Genomic DNA, 17,928 nt, shown 5'->3' on the forward strand with positions numbered 1-17,928 from the left:
AATGGGAAAGCGTTACCCCGGTCCGGCCTCGGACAGAAGGTCCTGGCGCTTGAGCCGGACACCGCTGATTTTCTGCGCCATCATGAGGGTGATAAGCCCGGTGATCTGGGCTGCGGCGGCATCTACGGGCAAGCCGCCGCTGCGTATGTTGGAGACGCAGTTGCGGGCGGAGTCCGGCGTACCGGGCCGGGCATCGAAGGTGACGTAGGCGCCGAGGCTGTCGGCCGCCGAAAGACCGGGCCGCTCTCCCACCAGAACGACGACGCAGCGCGCCTTGAGTTCGGCGCAGATCCAGTCACCCAGCGCGACGCGCGCCTGATGGGCGATCACCACGGGCGCAACCGTCCAGCCGGCGGCGGACGCCTTGTCGCCCAGCACCTTGGCGAGCGGGGCGGCGTTGAGCGCGACGGCGGTGGCCGAAAGCCCGTCGGCGACAACGAAAGCAATGTCGAAGCCGCCCGTGCCGACCGCCGCGCCGAGCGCGTTGCGGCTACCTTGCGACAAGGTGCGTCCAAGGTCGGGTCTTCGCAGATACTCCGCCCGGTCGGATGCCTCCGAATACACCTCGATGGCGCTTTCGCCCGCCGGACCCAGCGCCGTGCGGAGGGCCGCTGCATCCATGCCGGTCCACACGGCTTCGCGCGCGCGGGCATGATCGAGGTTGAAGCGCAGGGCCGCTCGGGTGGGGATGCCGGAGCCGACGGCGCCAAGCGAGATGCGCGCCTCGGTGCGGTCGCGCAGTTCGTCCAGCCGGGTCGGCGAAACGGCGCGTGCGTCTTCAGGGTCGCTGGTCATGCGGCAAGGCCGATCATGCGGGTGGCGTCGCGCAGCGCCGGCGGTATCAGCGCAGGGTCGGCGGCCAGCCGGCCGTGCCCATCGACGATGCCGGTCTCAAGCAACCACGCCTCGAATTCGGGGGCGGGGCGGCGGTGCAGGCATTCCCGCGCAAAGACGGCGTCATGGTGCGACAGCGACTGGTAGTTGAGCATGATGTCGTCCGCACCGGGCACGGTGATCACGAAATGCACGTTGGCGGCGCACAGCATGGTCAGGAGAACGTCCATATCCTCGCCGTCGGCATCGGCATGGTTGGTGTAGCAGACGTCGACGCCCATCGGCAGGCCGAGCAGCTTGCCGCAGAAATGGTCTTCGAGCCCGGCGCGCACGATCTGCTTGCCATTGTAAAGATATTCCGGGCCGATGAACCCGACGACCGTATTGACGAGCAGCGGAGAGAATTCACGCGCGACCGCGTAGGCGCGCGCTTCCATCGTCTGCTGGTCGATGCCGAAATTGGCGTCGGCCGACAGGGCGGCGCCCTGGCCGGTTTCGAAGTACATGAACTGTCCGTCGGCAGGGCAGCGTCCAAGCGACCGCCCGGCATCGAAGGCCTCCCGCAGGATGGCGAGATCGATGCCGAATCCGGAATTGGCCTTCTGCGAACCCGCGATGGATTGGAAGACGAGATCGACGGGGGCGCCGCGCGCCATGGCCTCGATGGCGACGGTTACGTGGCCCAGGCAGCAGCTCTGCGTCGGAATGGCCAGCCGCAGGCGCAGCGTTTCCAGAAGCTCGACGATGCGGATGTAGTCTTCCAGCGTGTCGGTGGCCGGGTTAACGCCGATCACCGCATCGCCCGACCCCATCAGGAGGCCGTCGAGCGCCGAAACCAGGATGCCGTCGGATGCGTCGCGCGGATGGTTCGGCTGGTTGCGGGTGGACAGCCGTCCCGGCAGGCCGATCGTGCTGCGGAACCGCGTGACGACGCGGCGCTTGGCGGCGATGGCGACAAGGTCCTGCAGGCGGCAGAGCTTCGACACGGCCGCGACCATTTCCGGTGTCAGGCCCCATGTCAGTCTTTCCAGCGCGTCGGCATCGGCGGCGGGCGAGAGCAGCCATTCGCGAAACTCGCCCACCGTGAGGCTGGCGACGGGGGCGAAGGCCGCCGGATCGTGCTGCCGGGCTATGAGGTCGGAAACCTCGTCATCATCGATCAGGGCCTCCCGCAGGAACGCGTCGAGCGGCAGGTCGGCAAGGCACATCTGGGCGGCGAGGCGCTCCACGGGGCCTTGCGCGGCGAGCCCCGCGAGCTGGTCACCGGAGCGTTCCGGCGTGGCCTTGGCCAACAGGTCGCGCAAATCGGCGAAGGCGAAACGCGTTCCCTCGATCGTCGTGGCGTAACCCATGCTTCTCCTTTTCCGCGACCGTCAGCCCCGCAGGAGGGCCATCGCCGCGTCGTGCAGTTCGGGCGTTGCCGCCGCAAGGACGCGTCCGTCCGAATCCAGCCCCAGCGGGGCGCCGTTCCAATCGGTCACCACGCCGCCGGCGCCTTCGATGACGGGCACGAGCGCAAGGTAATCATAGGGCTGCAATCCGCATTCGGCTATCAGGTCGCAATGGCCCGAAGCCAGGAGCGCGTAGGCATAGCAGTCGCCGCCGAAACGGCGCAGCCCGACGGCCTCCGACAACCGGCGATATGCGGCCTCGTCCTTGCCGTGGAACCCCTCCGGGGATGTCGTCATGAAGCGGGCCGACGCCAGCGCGCGGCAGTCGCTGACGCGGACCGGAACGCCGTTCAACAATGCCGGTCCCTCGGCCTCGGCCGTCCACCGTTCGCCGAGGACGGGGATATCCACGACGCCCAGAACCGGCACGCCGTGCTGCAGATGCGCAAGTAGGGTCCCGAACAGCGGAAGCCCCGTCACGAAGCTCTTGGTGCCGTCGATCGGGTCGATCACCCACAGCGAACCGTCGCCCGGCGTCGCTCCGGTCTCCTCGCCAAAGATGCCGTGGCTGGGGTGACGTTGCTCGATCATGGCGCGCAGGCGCGCCTCGATTGCCCGGTCGGCGATGGTGACGGGGCTGTCGTCGGCCTTGGACTCTACGTCGAGACGGGTGCGGAAATGCGTCATTGCGATGGGCCGCGCCGCATCGGCGAGGCTTTCCGCAAAGGAGAGGAGGGTGCCCTGGGGCATGAGGGCGGGGGCCGGTCGCAGGCTCATCGGATCATAGTGCTTTCAGGTAATGGGGCCAGCGCGGGTCGCTCATGATGGAGCGCGCGCGCATGTGCTTCCAGATGCCGTATTTGTAGAAGTCGAATTCCAGCGTCGACAGTCGGTTCTGCACCATCGCCCAGGTCGACCACTTGATGTCGGCCAGAGCCTTGTGCACCACCAGCCGCGCATGGAGCGCCTCGGTGCACTGCCCGAAATACAGTTCGATCAGCGACCGCTCGATGCTTTCGGGAAAGAACATCTCGCTGCTCCAGATGGCGAGATCGTAGATCCGGTCGTTGTTGGAGGCATATTCGAAGTCGATCAAAAGGATCGATCCGTCATCGCCGATCAGGAAATTGCCGGGCATGGGGTCGTTGAAGCAGGGCACGAGGTCGAGGCCCGAGGCTTCCAGCGCCTGCCGCGCGATGCGGTACTGCCGGCTCAGCCATGCGTGATCGGACGGCAGGCGGGCGCCGAGGTCGGCGGCCTGCCGCTCGTGTTCGTCGATCATGTCGAAGACGGTCTTGGTAAGCGGCAGCAGCGGCGCCGCGTGGAACTGCCTGTAGACGCGCATCGCTTCGGCGCGCATCGCCGGCGCAGCGAAGTCGCGGTGGGTGGAGGGACGACGCCCTTCCACGAATTGCGCGATCTCGACACCAAGTCGGTCGAGATAGTCATAGGTGCGCGGGCCGAGGCCGATCGCCTCCGCCTGGCGGCTTGCCGCGCGGGCGGCTGCCCGGTCGATGAACATTTCCGTGCCGCGGCCCGGAATCTTCACGAAGTAGTCGTGCGGCTCGCCATCCACCGCGACCCGCCAGTTGACGTTGCTGATGCCGCCCGTAACCGGGGCGTAGCGCATCGTCCGGTTGCGCCACGGGGCAACTTCGGCCACCGCGCTTTCCAGCATGCGTTCCGCCTCCGTGGCGGCATGGCCCACAGGGATCATCCAAGCCTCCTCAGCGTTTCCTCGAAACCGGGGCGGTTGATGCGCATCCGGCAGCGCAAAAGACGCCAGGCGGCATATTTGCGGAACTCGAGCGATGTGCGCGGCGACAAGCGATCGAGCAGAAGAGCTCTCAGACCCCAGTAGAGGTCGTCGGCCGCCGCGTAGGCGAGGCAGCGGTTGTACAGAGCCTCGCTCCACGCTCCGTTCCACATCTCGATGCCCACCCGCATTTCGCTGTCGAACTGGCACGCTTCGTTGAGGAGCGCGGCCAGCTGATAATGCGGGTCGGTGTCGCACGCCATGTCGAGATCCACGAGGCGCACCGCGCCGTCCGGGCTCAGCATGATGTTCGTTGCATGCGGGTCGCCATGCGCGGGCTTTATATCGGTGCCCGCCGCCTCCAGCGCGTCGGCGATGGCGGCAACGCCGTCGAAGAGCCACCAGGCATCGTCCGGAAGCGTATCCGCTTCCGGACCGAGACGCGCTCGCATGTCCTCTATGCCATCGAACACCGTCCAGCGTTTTCCCATGGGGGCGCCATCCGCGATGGTGCGGAGCGCCTCGACCACGGCGGACAGGCATGCCTGTGTCCCGAGCCTGTCCAGCGTAGGCGGCCGCCATTCCGGCCCCAGCAGGCGAAACAGGATCGCCCCCTGATCCGCCGCCAGATGCAGCGGCTCGGGCGTCAGGCCCATTTGCGCAAGCGCCTTCCCGGCCTGGAAGGCGATGGCCGGGTCGAACAGGTCCGCGCACTCGGCCTGATGCACCTTCAGGAACAGGGATGGCTGTTCGCCCTCTGCCTGCGTGACGCGATACAGCGTCGACTCGACCCCCTGATAAGAGGGGGACGCGGCACCGGACACGGCCGGCTCGTAGCGCAGCGCGCGCGTATCCAGAAACGGTACGGACGACAGGGCCTCCTCGGCCAACCGTTCCTGGTCGTCCTTCGGTGCGCCGAGCGGCTTCATGCAGGGGTTTCCTCCAAGGCGATGGCAGCCATGCCTTCGGTGGCCAGGATCATCAGCATGTCGGCCAGGATTTGCGTGCCGAAAGCCTGGTCTTCGGGCCGCGTATATTCCGTCGGATGGTGGATCACGCCGCCGACGCTGGGCACGGCCAGCACGATGGCCGGGCAGACGGCCGAAAGGCTGACGGCATCATGGCCGCCGATCGTGTCGAGGTGGCGCGTGCCGGTCCCGCGCGCCTGCGCCGCGCGCTCGGCCAGCCTGATCAGGCCGGCATCCATGCGGCCGGCGGCGCGCCTGTCGATGGAGCGGACCTCGTAGGAAATGCCGACCGCTTCTGCCGCATCGTCGATCATGGATTTCAGGCTGTCTTCGGCCGCTTCCAGCACCTCGGGCGAGCCGGAGCGCAGCTCGATGAACAGGACCGCCTCGCCGGGTACGGTGTTGGGTGAGTTGGGATAGACCTCCAGCCGGCCCACCGATGTATGCAGTTCCAGCCCATGCTCGCCCGCCAGCGTCTTGAGGCCGGTGATGACATGCGCTGCGGCCAGCAGCGCGTCCTTGCGCTCGGCCATGGGCGTCGGCCCGGTATGGGCCTGTCGGCCGATGAAGGCCAGCCGGTACTTGGTGGCGCCCCAGAACCGCGTGAAGGCGCCGAAGCGCTCTCCCGCGCGGTCCAGAAAGGGGCCGCCTTCGATATGAAGCTCTACCAGCGCGTCGGGCACGCGGACCGTGTCGGTGCCCGCATAGCCGATGTCGGCAAGGGCGTCGCGCACGGTGATGCCGCTGCCGTCGCGGCGGTCGAGCGCCCAGTCCAGCTCGGCGGCCCCGGTAAAGACGCTGCTGCCGAGAAGGCTGGGCTGGAAGCGCGCACCCTCCTCGTTGGTCCAGTTGGCCACGGCGAAATTGCAGGCGGCGGTGCTTCCGCTTTGCGCCAGCGCATCGCGGACGGCAAGGATGGCCTCGCAGGCCGACAGGACGCCGAGCGTTCCGTCGAAACGGCCGCCATTGGGTTGGCTGTCGATGTGCGAACCCACCATGACCAGCGGCGCATCCGGACCTGCCAGGTCGAGGAGGCCGAACTGATTGCCGATCGCATCCACCTTCGGCGCAAATCCGTTGGCGGAAAACCATGCCGCCAGCCAGTCGCGGGCCAGGCCATCCTCGCGCGACAGGGTCAGGCGGGTCATCGCTCCGCCTTCGCCGCCGCCGAAGGGCTCCACGGCGTCCATCATGGCCTGCAGCCGGTCTGCGTCGATGGGGGCGGAATGTGTGGTCTGGCTGTCTGGCATCGGACGATCCGTTCTCGATATGGAATGCAGGTCAGGCGGTGGCGGAAAGGCGGCGAGGCTGTTCCTGCGGGAAAAGGTCGGAGATCAGGTGGCACGCCGCGAAGTCGCTGTCGCTGCGGGTGGTCAGATGGGGGCTCTGGCTTGCGCATGGGGCGAAGGCCTGCGGGCAGCGGGACCGGAACGAGCACCCTTGCGGAAGATCGATCGGGCTTGGCGGCTCGCCCTCCATCAGGCAGTCTTCCGGTCGGTAGCGCCGCGTCTCCAGGGTCGGCATCGCCGACAGAAGCGCTCTTGTGTAGGGGTGCCCGGGATCGAAGAAGAGCCGCTCGTTGTCGGCCAGCTCGACCACCTCTCCAAGATACATCACCGCGATCCGGTTGCAGGCCTTCCGGACCATGCCGAGATCGTGGGAAATGAAGATGTAGGTAAGCGAATGTTCGCGCTGCAGCTTGTCGAACAGGGCAAGAAGGCGAAACTGCTCCGTCTGGTCCAGCGAGGACAAGGTCTCGTCCATCAGCAGGATTTCCGGGTCCAGTACCATGGCGCGCGCCACGTTGACGCGCTGCCGTTGCCCGGCCGACAGCCCGGTGGGCAACTCGTCGTACAGGGATACGGGCAGGCCGACATCGTCCATGACCTGCCGCACCTTGTCGCGGATGCGGGCGGCCTCGCGCCAGCCATGCACGCGCAACGGCGCCTCGATCATCGCGCCGATCGAGGTGCGTGGCGGAAGAGAGCCGAACGGGTCCTGCAGCACCAACTGCAGCTTGCGGCGGAAGCCCAGAAGCGCACTGCCGGACAACCGCGCGATATCCTCGCCTTCGCACAGGATTTCGCCTCCGGACGGCTTTTCCAGCCGGCTCAGGAGCCGCATCAGCGTCGACTTGCCGCAGCCCGATTCACCCACGACGGCAAAGCTGTCTCCGCGATGCACGTCGAACGTCACGTTGCGCACGGCCCGCAGGGCATCCGTCTTGCCGAAAGAGCCGCGCCGCCGCACGTCGTAGGTCTGCGACACGTCGTTGAGACGGATGACCGGCTGTCGGGTGTTCGCCTCGCTGGCCGGAGGGCGCGGCGCGCCGGCGCCCCAGATCACCGGTATCTGCGCGACAAGCTCGCGGGTGTAGGCATGGCGCGGCGCGGCCACCAAAGCCTCGCTCGGCTGCTCTTCCACGAGCCGACCCTCGTCCATGACAAGGATGCGGCTGGCGGCTTCCCGCGCGACGGGCAGGGAGGACGAGACGAACAGCACGGCGGTATCGAACGTGTCCGACAATTCGCGCATCAGGCGGATCACCTGTGCCGCTACGGTGACGTCGAGCGGCTGGGTGACGTTGTCGGCAACCAGCAAGGTCGGGTTTGCCACCATGGCATCCACGATCAGCGCGCGCTGCATCATGCCGCCCGAATACTGCGAGGGATAATCGTGGAAGCGCGAGCGCGCCGAGGGGATACGCACCGCTTCCAAAAGCTCGATCACCCGGTCCTGCGCATCCTTCTTCGAGATTTCAGGCGCAACCGCGCGCAGCTTTTCGACGATCTGGGCGCCGACGGGCAGGGTCGGGTCCAGCGCGCCCATCGGGTTGGCGCCGACATAGGCGATGTCGCGGCGCAGTCGCCGCATGTCGCCCCCGGATAGCGCCAGTATATCGCGGCCCTTGAAAACGACCTTGCCGGACGAGATACGCAGCGGACTGTCGATCCAGTTGACGATGGCCTTGGACAAGACGGTCTTGCCCGAGCCCGAGGCCCCGACGACGCCGACGATCTCACGCGGGGCGACGGTGAAGGTGACATTCTCAAGGATCGCATGTTCGCGGCCGGGCATGGCCACATCCACGCACAAACCCTCCACGGACAGGACGGGTTGGACTGTCGCTTTCATCAGGCGCCTCCATGGATGGAGTTGCGGGCGCGCTCGAAGGCGGATCCCATCAGGATGATGCTGGTCAGGGTGAGGCACAGGAAGATGCCGGGCATCGTGGCGATCCACCATGCGTTCAGCAGATACTTGCGACCATCGGCGATGATGTTGCCGAAGGTGGGCGTCGGCGGCTGCACGCCGAGACCCAGGAACCCCAGGATGGATTCGAAGATCATCATGCGCGCCACGTCCAGTACGGAGGTGAACAGGATCGGCGGGATCAGCAGCGGAACGAGCAGCGTCAGCAGGATGCGCGCATGCGTGGCGCCCGAAACCTGCGCCGCACGGACATATTCCTGCCCGCGCTCGGCCATGACGACGGAGCGCATGATGCGGGCATAGACCGGCCAGTTGGATAGACCCAGGACCAGAACGATCGCCGGAATGGTCGGACGCGAAACGCCGAGCACGGCGATGGCCAGGATGATCATGGGGATGGCCAACTGCGCATCCGTGATCCGCATGATGACGGTGTCGGAGCGCCCGCCGAAATATCCGGCCAGCGTGCCGAGAGTGCAGCCGATGGCAAGCGTGACGGCCACGGACGCCACGCCGATCAGGAGCGAGTAGCGCAGGCCGACCAGGCTGCGGACCAGCATGTCGCGGCCGATCTGGTCGGTGCCGAGCGGGTGGGCCCAGCTCCATTTTTCACCCAGGAAGATCGGCGGCAGAAGGCGGGCCCGCACGTTCATTGCCGTAGGGTCGATCCCGCTGATGGCCGGATACAAGGCTGCGGCAAGGACGAGCAGCAGAAAGACGGCGAAACCGATGCGGAACTCGGTGGAGCGCGCGGCCCGGCCGAGGATGCGCCGTGCTACCGAACGGCCGGCGGGGGCGGCGCGTACCATGCCAGCCGTCAATGTGGGGTCGATGGCGCTCATCAGTATTCGAGCCTCGGGTCGATGGTGGTGGCGGCGAGATCGACGAGAATGTTGATGATCACGAAGATCGCGGCGGTGACGATGGCTATTCCCTGGATCAGCGGGAAATCGCGTTGCAGGACGGCGTTGATCGTCAAAAGGCCGAGGCCCGGATAGTCGAAGATATATTCGACGATGATGACGCCGCCGAGCAGGGAGGAAAACTGGACCCCCAGCAGGTTGAGCAGCGGCACGGCCGCATTGCGCAAGGCATGGTGGGCGACGATCCGGGGTTGCGACAGGCCCCGGACATGGCCGACGCTGACATAGGACGCGCTCATCTGCGCCGCGACGGCGCTGGACAGAGTGCGGATCAGCACCGGCGACAGTTCGACCGCCAGTACGATGGCCGGCAGGATCGTGTAGGCGAAGCCGCGGTAGCCGATGGCGGGCAACCAGCCGAGATGCGCCGAGAACAAGAGCGCCAGGACGATGCCCAGCCAGAAGTTGGGAATGGAGATGAAGACCGACGAGATGGCGAAGGCCAGCTTGTCGGCGATGCCGCCGGGCCGCAACCCCGCCGCGATCCCGACGATGGACGAGAAGATCAGCGCGAACACCAGCGCCAGGGCCGCCAGTTGCAGCGTCATCGGCAGGGCGTCGAGGATGAGGGTCATCACGTCGGCCCGCTCGCCGCGCGTCGTATCGCCGAAGCTGGCGCCGCCGGTTGCCGCGCCACTGGCCGGCCGCACGAAGGATTGCCCGAGATCACCCTGGACGACGCCGCCCATGTAGCGGCCGAACTGTACGATGATCGGGTCGCGGAGGCCCATTTCGGTCGCGATCTGCTCGATCAGGGCTTCCGGCGCCATGCCACCCGCCATCAGGCGCACCGGATCGCCGGGCACGACGCGCAGCAGCGTGAAGATCAGCAGCGACACCAGGAAGATGATCAGCGCGCCTTGCGTCAGTCGACGTGCGAGGAAGCTGAGGACGAACATCGGGTGACAGGCTCCGGTCTTGCGTTCGGGAACGGTGCGAGGCCCGCCGCGATCCTGGCGGCGGGCCTGCCGGGGCGTCGGTCAGGCGGCCTTGCCCGTGGCGTCGATGGAGCCGTCCGGGTAGATGTAGAGGCCGGTGAGCTCCTTGCGCATCGCGTGGATCATGACCGAGGTGAACAGCGAGAGCGCCGGCATCTTCTGCGCCAGCAGCGGCATCGTCTCGGTCTGCAGGATGGCCTGCCGCTCTTCCAGCGTCGAGGCGCTGCGCTCCTTGTCGAGGCTGGCGTCGATCTCCGCGTCCTCGATACCGGTGATGCGGTGCGAAGAAGAGTGGAAGTGTGTCCGCAGCACCAGGTCCGGCTCGGGCGAACCTGTCGACCAGCCGCAATCCACCATGTGGCCCGGGCCGCCGCCGGGGCGGTGGTACAGGCGCTCGTTCCAGGCGGCGGGTTCCAGGACGGTCAGGCTGACGTTGAAGCCCTGCTCGTTCAGCATGGCCGTGATGACCTCGCCGTATTCCACCGTCTTCGGATAGAAGCCGACAGAGGTGATGTATTCCAGCGGCGGCAGGCCTTCGCCACCGGGGAAGCCGGCTTCCGCCAGCAATGCCTGGGCGCGCTCGGGGTCATAGGCGGGATAGTTTTCGAGCTCTATGTAGCCGAACTTGACCGGCGAGATGAAGTTGCTCGACGCATGTCCGGCCGAACCCAGAAGCTCCAGGATCAACTCGCGGTCGATGGAGTGGCATGCCGCCATGCGGATGCGCAGGTCGTCGAAAGGCGGCTTCGAGCAGCGGAACCAGAGATACTTGTTCTCGACGGATACGACCTCGTTGATCGCGATGTCCGCATTGCCGGACACGGTGTCGACCTGCTCCGGCTCCAGCCGCTCGACGATGTTGGCCTGGCCGTTCATCAGCGACAGCATGCGCGTTGTTGAATCGCCGACGAAGGTGAAGTTGATCGACGGGACGGACGGCTTGCCCTTGAAGTAGCCGTCGAAGGCCTCGAGCACGGTATCGTTGCCGCGCTGCTCCACGAAGCGGAACGGGCCGGTACCGTTGAGCCGCTGCGACAGCGGGCCGCCGGGCCCTCCGGCAATGTCCTTGGCCGACATCATCGGTAGGAAGGACGCCAGGAACATGAAGAGGTGGGCCGGATAGCCACCCTTGCTCGTATCGACGATCACCGTGTGCTCGTCCGGGGTTTCGATGGTCAGCGTTTCGGTTGGGCCCGGATACCACTGGGCCGGGCGGTCCGGCTGCGATCCGTACTCGAACGTCGCCTTTACATCCTCTGCCAGGAAGGGCTTGCCGTCATGAAACTGCACGTCATCGCGCAGCTTGATCTGCAGGCGATGCGGATCGAGCAGCTCGATGGAGGTGGCAAGTTCGTAGACGACCGCGCCCGGGTCTTCCAGAGTCATCGGGGTGCGCGTCAGGAAGCCCATGACGAAGCCCTCGATGTTCTTCTGGGACAGCGTCGTGTGCGCCGTCGGGTCCCAGTTGCCGGTGATGTTTTCCGCCGAAAGGAACACCATCGGCTGCGCCTCCTGGGCGAAAGCCGACGAAAAGAAGAAGCCGGGATCGATCTGCGCAAAGCCGGCCATTCCTGCAAGCGCGGCCCCACCCTGAAGAATGCGTCTGCGAGTGACGAAACTGGTCATTGATAGTCCCCTGACAACAAGACGAACGACGATCGCGAGCGATGCGGCGCACGCATGCGCGGCCGCTCGGTCCATCCCGTCCCGGTGCCGGCACGGGGCATGTCCTAAGAATGTCGCCGAGTGGCAATGTGTGGTTTTCTGCTCTCGGTTGGGATAAGTATGCACACCTTCGGTAGTGAATCCACACGAAAACATAAGATACGGATAAAAAAAGCGCAGTGAACAACGCATGTGCAGAAGTGCCGGTGTCGGGGGTGGAAATTGCACATGCGACGTGCGTCTATTTGTGCGTCAGCAAGGGAGCGTCTGCGTGAGTGAGGGCGGGTTGATGTGGCCGCATGAGCGCCATTCGAAGATTCTGGAACTCCTGAGCGAAGAAAAGCGCGTCTCTACCCAGCGTTTGGCCGGCGTTCTGGACGTTTCGCGAGAGACGGTCCGGCGCGACCTTGCCGAGCTGGAGCAGGAAGGGGTTTTGAGGCGGGTGCATGGAGGGGCCGTGGCGCCGGAACGCACCGTGGAGCCGGAGCGCGTCTTTGCCGAACGCCTGCATGCGCACGCCGAAGAGAAGCGCGCCATCGGGGAGGTCGCGTGCGAGATCATCCCGCGCGGTGCTACGCTGTACGTCGATGCCGGTACCACGACCCTGGCCTTCGCCACGCAGATCATCCGACGCGGCGACGTCAACATCATCACCAATTCGCTCGATATTGCGCGGCTTGCCGAAAGGGGGCCGGGTTGCGACATCCTGCTTCTCGGCGGCCGTCCGCATATCGCGGTGCCCGCGACATACGGCGAAACGACGGTTCTGGAGATCGGGCGCTATCTCGTGGATTTCGCCGTCATTTCACCCGTGGGCCTGCATTCGGGGCGCGGCGTGACCTATTACGAAATGCACGAGGCCGATGTGGCGCGCAGCATGATCCGACAGGCTCGCAAGGTGATGCTGCTGTGCCAGTCGGGCAAGGTCGGCGTGGAAAGCCGCGTCTCGGTCTGCCGGCTCGAAGACATCGACCATCTGGTGACGGATGGCGGCAGCGAACTCCAGATCGCGCTGGCGAACGGACGCATCCATTCGTCCAGGCGCTGAAGGCGTCGCGCGCGCCTCAGGTCAGTTCGATGTCCGGAACGCGGTTGCGCAATTCGTCCACCAGCACGCGGGTATTTTCGGAATAGTCGATCGGCACGTCGACAAGATGCACGCCGCCCCCGGCAAATGCCGCTTCGAGGGTCGGCACAAGTTCCTGCGCCGCACCAACGCGCGACCCCTTGGCGCCGTACGCTTCGGCATAGCGTACGAAGTCCGGATTGCCGAAGCTCATTCCGAAATCGGGGAAGCCGTCGATCGCCTGTTTCCAGCGGATCATGCCGTAGGCGCTGTCGTTGAGAATGACGACCACAAGGTTGAGCCGAAGCCGCACCGCCGTCTCGAGTTCCTGCGAGTTCATCATGAAGCCGCCGTCGCCGCAGACCGCCATCACGCGGCGACCAGGATGAAGCATGGCCGCCATCATCGCGGATGGCAGGCCGGCCCCCATGGTGGCGAGGGCGTTGTCGAGCAGCAGCGTGTTGGCGACATGGGTGCGGTAGTTCCGCGCGAACCAGATCTTGTACATGCCGTTGTCGAGGCAGACGATGCCATCTTCCGGCATCACCGCGCGCACGTCATGGACGATGCGCTGCGGCGTGATCGGAAAACGATCTTCCTCGGCGCGGTCGTTGATGCGGGCAAGAATGGTCTTGCGCAGATCGAGCATGCCGTCGTCCGGCGGCAGCCGGCCTTCGAGGCGTTCGCCGAGCGCCGTCACGGTGGCCGCGATATCGCCGATCACCTCGATATCGGGGTGATAGACCTGCTCCACTGTCGCGGACTGATAGCCGATATGGACGACCTTCGGCCCGCCGGCGCTCTTCATCAGGAAGGGCGGCTTCTCCACCGTATCGTGGCCGATGGCGACGATCAGGTCGGCGCGCTCGATCGCCTCGTGTACATAATCGCCTTCGGACAGCGCGGCCGTGCCCATATAGAGGTTCGAGCCGCCCGTCACCGCGCCCTTGCCCATCTGGGTGTTGAAGAAGGGCAGGCGGGTGCGTGCGACGAAATCGGACAACGCATCGACGAGCGAGGGCCGGTTGCCTGCGGCGCCGATCATCACCAGCGGACGCCGCGCCGCAAGGATGGTCGCGGCCGCCGCATCCAGCACGCTGGCCCGCGCGACAGGCAGGACCAGCTCGTGCGGCGGGATCAGCGGAACGCTGTCGACATCCGTGACGGCCACATCTTCCGGAAGCTCCAGATGCACGGGGCCGGGTCGCTCTTCGGTGGCCACGCGGAACGCGTCCCGCACGATGGCGGGAATGCTCGCCGCGCTGACGATCTGACGGGTCATCTTGGTGAGCGGCTTCATCGAGCCGACGATATCGACGATCTGGAACCGCGCCTGCTTGGCGCTCATCACGGGCTTCTGGCCGGTGATCAGGATCATCGGCATTGCACCCAGATGGGCGTATGCGGCGCCGGTCGAGAAATTCAGTGCGCCGGGGCCGAGCGTTGCAAGACAGACGCCGGGCCTGCCCGTGAGCCGCCCATGCGTCGCCGCCATGAAGGCGGCGGCCTGCTCATGGCGCGTCAGCACCAGTTGGATGCGCGAGTTCCGCAGCGATTCCAGGACGTCGAGGTTTTCCTCTCCCGGTACGCCGAAGATGCGGTCGACGCCTTCGTTCTCCAGTGCAGCGACGAACAGGTCGGATCCCTTGGGCATGCTTGGTTTCCTCTTTACTGTGGCTTGCGGTGAACCCTGCGAGCCGCCCCGTCATCCGCAGAACGCAACGTCGCTGCTGACCTTCCGGATCATCTGCGTCACCTGGGGCAGTGCCAGGATGTGGACGATGCCGCGCGTCAACTGATCCCGCACCCGGCGCACCGGAAGTATGCTAATGCCACTTCCCGTTTCGACAAGGTTTGAACACGGCGGACGCCGACCGGTCGGATCGACAACTTGGTCAGCGATCTGGCGGCCCTGCAGTCGCTTACCAATGACGCCGCCAGTATCGTCATAACCATTGGTGGGTGGCTCAGAAAAGGATTTTTGGAACTATCAGCCTGGGTGACGGTTATAGCTGCAACGCACAAACTTGGAGTTGCATCATGCTAAAAGGCGGCCTTCTTTGGCTCATCGGTATCCCGATTCCGATCATCATTCTTCTGATGATCTTCGTCTTCTAAGGCAGGGTGCATGATCCGCATAGACTGCGGATCGATCTTGCAGGCGCAGGGCAGGGTGCTCTTCCAATCGAGCTGTTCCTTACTGCACCAGGACTATGACCCGGAGTTCGGCATGCATGCCGCTCCGGGTTTTCCTTGTCGTGATCGCTGTGACGGCGCCCTCTACGCAGAAGGCTCCGAACTGTAGGACGACACCTCGATGAGGTTGCCGTCAGGATCGCGCACATAGACCGAGCAGATTTCTCCGAAAGCTCCGCTTCTGGTCGTCGGGCCCACGATAATCTCCACACCACAGTCCCTGAAATGCGAGGCGACATCGTCAGGGCGAAGCTGCGTCAGGAAGCAGAGATCGTCGCTTCCGGCACAAGGCTCCAAACCGGTGAACCAGAGTTCCTGGCTGGTGGCGATTGGGCGTAGATTGATCTTGTTGAGGCCGAACATCATGCTGGTTCGCGTGTTTCCGTCGGCAGCCTTTGCATCGACCCGCCGCATGCCCAGCACGCGTTGATACCAGGCAGCCGAGGCCTCTACGTCCCGATCGTTCAATACCAGGTGATCCAACGCATCCACTGTCAGCATCACGGTGCCCCTGCAGGTTCGCGCCGGACTATAGGTGGCTGGCAACCTGCAAGTAAATCGTCCGATCCTGTGCGCGTGCCGCGACCGAGGGGTCAGACGGGAAGGACGACCGTGGCGCGCAAGCCGGGGTTGGACGAGGACAAGACAATATCGCCGCCATGCTGGCGGGCGATGGCCCTGGCGATCGACAGGCCGAGGCCGATGCCGCCGGTTTCGCGCGAGCGCGATTCCTCCAGCCGATAGAAGGGCGCAAACACCTCTTCAGCCTTGTCGAGCGGAATGCCCGGACCGTGGTCGTCCACCACGATCTCGACCGCCGAGCCGGTGCTTGTCAGTCTTACTTCCGCATGGCCGGCGTAGCGAACGGCGTTCTGCACGAGGTTGCGGATCGTCCGCCGCAGGCCATCCGGCCGGCAACGGTAATTGATCCGCCCGGACGATATGAAGCGAACGTCCTGCCCGAGATCGGCCAGATCCTCACAGACGCTTTCGACAAGCGCGGACAGGTCGATGGTGCGGGTTTCCTCCACCGTGTTTTCCTGCCGTGCCAGTGACAGCGCCGCCTCGGTCATGGCTTCCATCTCGCCAATCGTGTCGAGCATGCGCTCCTGCAGGTCCGGATCGTCCACCAACTCGGCGCGCAGGCGAAGCGTCGTCAGGGGAGTGCGCAGGTCGTGGCCGATGGCGCCAAGCATGTTCGTCCGGTCCGTGACGAAGCGGTGAAGGCGTTCCTGCATCAGGTTGAACGCTTCCGCCGTCCGGCGGATATCATCCGTGCCGCATGGCCTCAGCGGCGTCACGGCCTCGCCGCGGCCAAGGGTTTCCGCGGCCCTCGTAAGATGCCGCAACGGGCTGGCGATACTGCGCGCCATCATGAGCGCGACGATCGACACGAGGATCGCCGTAAGCCCGAGCGAGAAAGGAAGATGCGTCGCCCAGATCGTCGGCATGGCCTTGTAGTAGGCGACATTGAGGGCGCCGCCATTTTCCAGCGGAACGCTGATGCCGGCGCCGCTGCCCCCGGCGAAATCCAGGGAGGCTGCGCCCGGCGGCAGGCTGGTTGCGTTCCTGTCCAATGTGGTCAGGCGCGCGCCATCGGCGAACATGGACGGATCGGCCCCTTCCGGAATCATCGTCGTCTGCGGAAGGTCGGCAGCCACGTTTCCGGCGACCGAGCCGTTCAGAAGGTCGCGGAGGGGCGTCTGGAACAGATGGAACGCATCTTCCACCCAGGGTCCGAGAGCCGGAGTTCCGCCCGGGGTGACCCAGAAGCGGGTGTAATCGGTGCTGTTGACGCGCGCGATCTCGTCCTCCAACCCGGCAGGGGCAGTCTGGATAAGGCGCGCGACCGCCTCCGAGCGGCTGGCAAGTTCCACGCGCGCGGAGCCGCGCAGGTCGGACCGGAACTTTTCCCAGGAAATGCAAAGGCCGATGAACTGGGAGACGAACAACGCTACCAGCATCGAGGCCAGAAGCTGCGCCGACATGCTCTTCTGCCAGAAGATGCGAATCCTGTTCACGCGTTGACGACCTCCGGCGTGAAACTGTATCCGCCCCCTCTATGGGTCTGGATGATGATCGGGTTCTTCGGGTCGGTCTCTACCTTGCGGCGCAAGCGGCTGACCTGGTTGTCGATGGAGCGGTCGAAAGGCTCGGCCTCGCGCCCAACCGTCATGTCCATGAGCTGGTCGCGCGTGAGCACCATGCCCGGATGCTCGACGAAAACCTTGAGCAGCCGGAACTCTGCCGTCGACAGTGGAACGCCGACCCCATCGTCGCCCTGCAATTCGCGGCGGCGGAAGTCGAGCAACCAGCGGTCGAAGCGCATGACGCCGGAGCGGCGGTCCGCGCGCTGCGTCGGCAGACTGTTGGCCCGGCGCAGCACGGCCTTGATCCGCGCAAGCAACTCACGAGACGAGAACGGCTTGACGAGGTAATCGTCGGCGCCGAGCTCCAGGCCGATCACACGGTCGGTCTCGTCCGCGCGGGCGGTCAGGAAGATGATCGGTATGCCCGAGCCCGAACCTGTCCTCAGCTCGCGGCAGAGCGTCAACCCGTCCTCGCCCGGCATCATGATATCGAGTACGACGAGGTCCGGCGCTCCGCGTTCGAACAGGCGGCGCAGCGCGACGCCGTTCTCGGCCGTCGACACCCGGTAACCCTGCTGCTGCAGGTATCGGCTGACGAGATCGCGGATGTCGCGATGATCGTCGACTACGGCGATGTGGGGTACCCGCTCCATATGGGGCCTCGAGCGCTTCAAACTGCTCCTTCTATATAACCGCACTGCCGCGAATGCGCGGACTAAACTGTATCCGATTGTATCGACAGGGCGGCGCTCCAGAGCATCGCGGCCCGATCTGATACAATCGGGTACAGGCGGGGACAGTCCCGGCACAGCGACGCGACCTTGGCCCGCTACGGTGATCTTCGAGACAGCTTCGGAGACATCATGGTTTCTCTTACCGTCAATGGCC

Annotated in this window: 15 protein-coding genes; 1 reads left to right on the plus strand and 14 read right to left on the minus strand. The window is 65.4% G+C overall.

Going from position 1 to position 17,928, the window contains the following annotated elements:
* Positions 1–12 precede the first annotated feature (12 nt).
* The 10 genes from eutC to AUL31_RS11825 form a co-directional block, all read right to left on the minus strand.
* Positions 13–795 (minus strand): ethanolamine ammonia-lyase subunit EutC, encoded by a 783-nt coding sequence (gene eutC, locus AUL31_RS11780; RefSeq protein ID WP_060606457.1) that lies wholly within the window; start codon positions 793–795, stop codon positions 13–15.
* Entirely contained in the window at positions 792–2,186 is a 1,395-nt protein-coding gene (locus AUL31_RS11785; RefSeq protein ID WP_060606460.1) for an ethanolamine ammonia-lyase subunit EutB, read from the minus strand. The genes eutC and AUL31_RS11785 overlap by 4 nt, the downstream gene beginning before the upstream one ends.
* A gap of 21 nt (positions 2,187–2,207) precedes the next feature.
* Complete coding sequence (gene hisN / locus AUL31_RS11790; RefSeq protein WP_060606463.1) at positions 2,208–3,002, minus strand: histidinol-phosphatase; 795 nt, start codon at positions 3,000–3,002, stop codon at positions 2,208–2,210.
* 4 nt (positions 3,003–3,006) lie between these two features.
* On the minus strand, positions 3,007–3,942 hold the full coding sequence (locus AUL31_RS11795; protein WP_060606466.1) for a phosphotransferase: 936 nt from the start codon (positions 3,940–3,942) through the stop codon (positions 3,007–3,009).
* Complete coding sequence (locus AUL31_RS11800; protein ID WP_060606469.1) at positions 3,939–4,910, minus strand: phosphotransferase; 972 nt, start codon at positions 4,908–4,910, stop codon at positions 3,939–3,941. The genes AUL31_RS11795 and AUL31_RS11800 overlap by 4 nt, the downstream gene beginning before the upstream one ends.
* A complete protein-coding gene (locus AUL31_RS11805) occupies positions 4,907–6,199 on the minus strand; it encodes a Zn-dependent hydrolase (RefSeq protein ID WP_060606473.1) in 1,293 nt (430 codons plus the stop codon). The genes AUL31_RS11800 and AUL31_RS11805 overlap by 4 nt, the downstream gene beginning before the upstream one ends.
* Before the next feature lie 31 nt (positions 6,200–6,230).
* Complete coding sequence (locus tag AUL31_RS11810; RefSeq protein WP_060606476.1) at positions 6,231–8,084, minus strand: dipeptide ABC transporter ATP-binding protein; 1,854 nt, start codon at positions 8,082–8,084, stop codon at positions 6,231–6,233.
* Entirely contained in the window at positions 8,084–9,004 is a 921-nt protein-coding gene (locus AUL31_RS11815) for an ABC transporter permease (RefSeq protein WP_060606480.1), read from the minus strand. Before AUL31_RS11815 ends, AUL31_RS11810 begins: the two co-directional genes overlap by 1 nt.
* Complete coding sequence (locus AUL31_RS11820) at positions 9,004–9,984, minus strand: ABC transporter permease (RefSeq protein ID WP_060606484.1); 981 nt, start codon at positions 9,982–9,984, stop codon at positions 9,004–9,006. Before AUL31_RS11820 ends, AUL31_RS11815 begins: the two co-directional genes overlap by 1 nt.
* A gap of 81 nt (positions 9,985–10,065) precedes the next feature.
* On the minus strand, positions 10,066–11,649 hold the full coding sequence (locus tag AUL31_RS11825) for an ABC transporter substrate-binding protein (protein ID WP_060606487.1): 1,584 nt from the start codon (positions 11,647–11,649) through the stop codon (positions 10,066–10,068).
* A 310-nt stretch (positions 11,650–11,959) separates the two neighbouring features.
* Here AUL31_RS11825 and AUL31_RS11830 point away from each other — a divergent pair, with 310 nt between their 5' ends.
* On the plus strand, positions 11,960–12,736 hold the full coding sequence (locus AUL31_RS11830) for a DeoR/GlpR family DNA-binding transcription regulator (RefSeq protein ID WP_200801679.1): 777 nt from the start codon (positions 11,960–11,962) through the stop codon (positions 12,734–12,736).
* Between the two features lie 16 nt (positions 12,737–12,752).
* On the opposite strand, the gene AUL31_RS11835 is transcribed toward AUL31_RS11830, so the two are convergent.
* The 4 genes from AUL31_RS11835 to AUL31_RS11850 form a co-directional block, all read right to left on the minus strand.
* Complete coding sequence (locus AUL31_RS11835; RefSeq protein ID WP_060606490.1) at positions 12,753–14,408, minus strand: acetolactate synthase large subunit; 1,656 nt, start codon at positions 14,406–14,408, stop codon at positions 12,753–12,755.
* 626 nt (positions 14,409–15,034) lie between these two features.
* The gene (locus AUL31_RS11840; protein ID WP_060606493.1) at positions 15,035–15,454 is read right to left on the minus strand and encodes a VOC family protein; all 420 of its coding nucleotides are present in this window, start codon (positions 15,452–15,454) and stop codon (positions 15,035–15,037) included.
* Positions 15,455–15,543: 89 nt separating this feature from the next.
* Positions 15,544–16,971, minus strand: coding sequence for a sensor histidine kinase (locus AUL31_RS11845; RefSeq protein ID WP_244489391.1), 1,428 nt, complete (start codon positions 16,969–16,971; stop codon positions 15,544–15,546).
* Entirely contained in the window at positions 16,968–17,693 is a 726-nt protein-coding gene (locus tag AUL31_RS11850) for a response regulator (RefSeq protein WP_060606496.1), read from the minus strand. Before AUL31_RS11850 ends, AUL31_RS11845 begins: the two co-directional genes overlap by 4 nt.
* Positions 17,694–17,928: the final 235 nt, after the last annotated feature.

The sequence above is a fragment of the Aureimonas altamirensis genome (assembly GCF_001463885.1).
GTDB lineage: Bacteria > Pseudomonadota > Alphaproteobacteria > Rhizobiales > Rhizobiaceae > Aureimonas > Aureimonas altamirensis.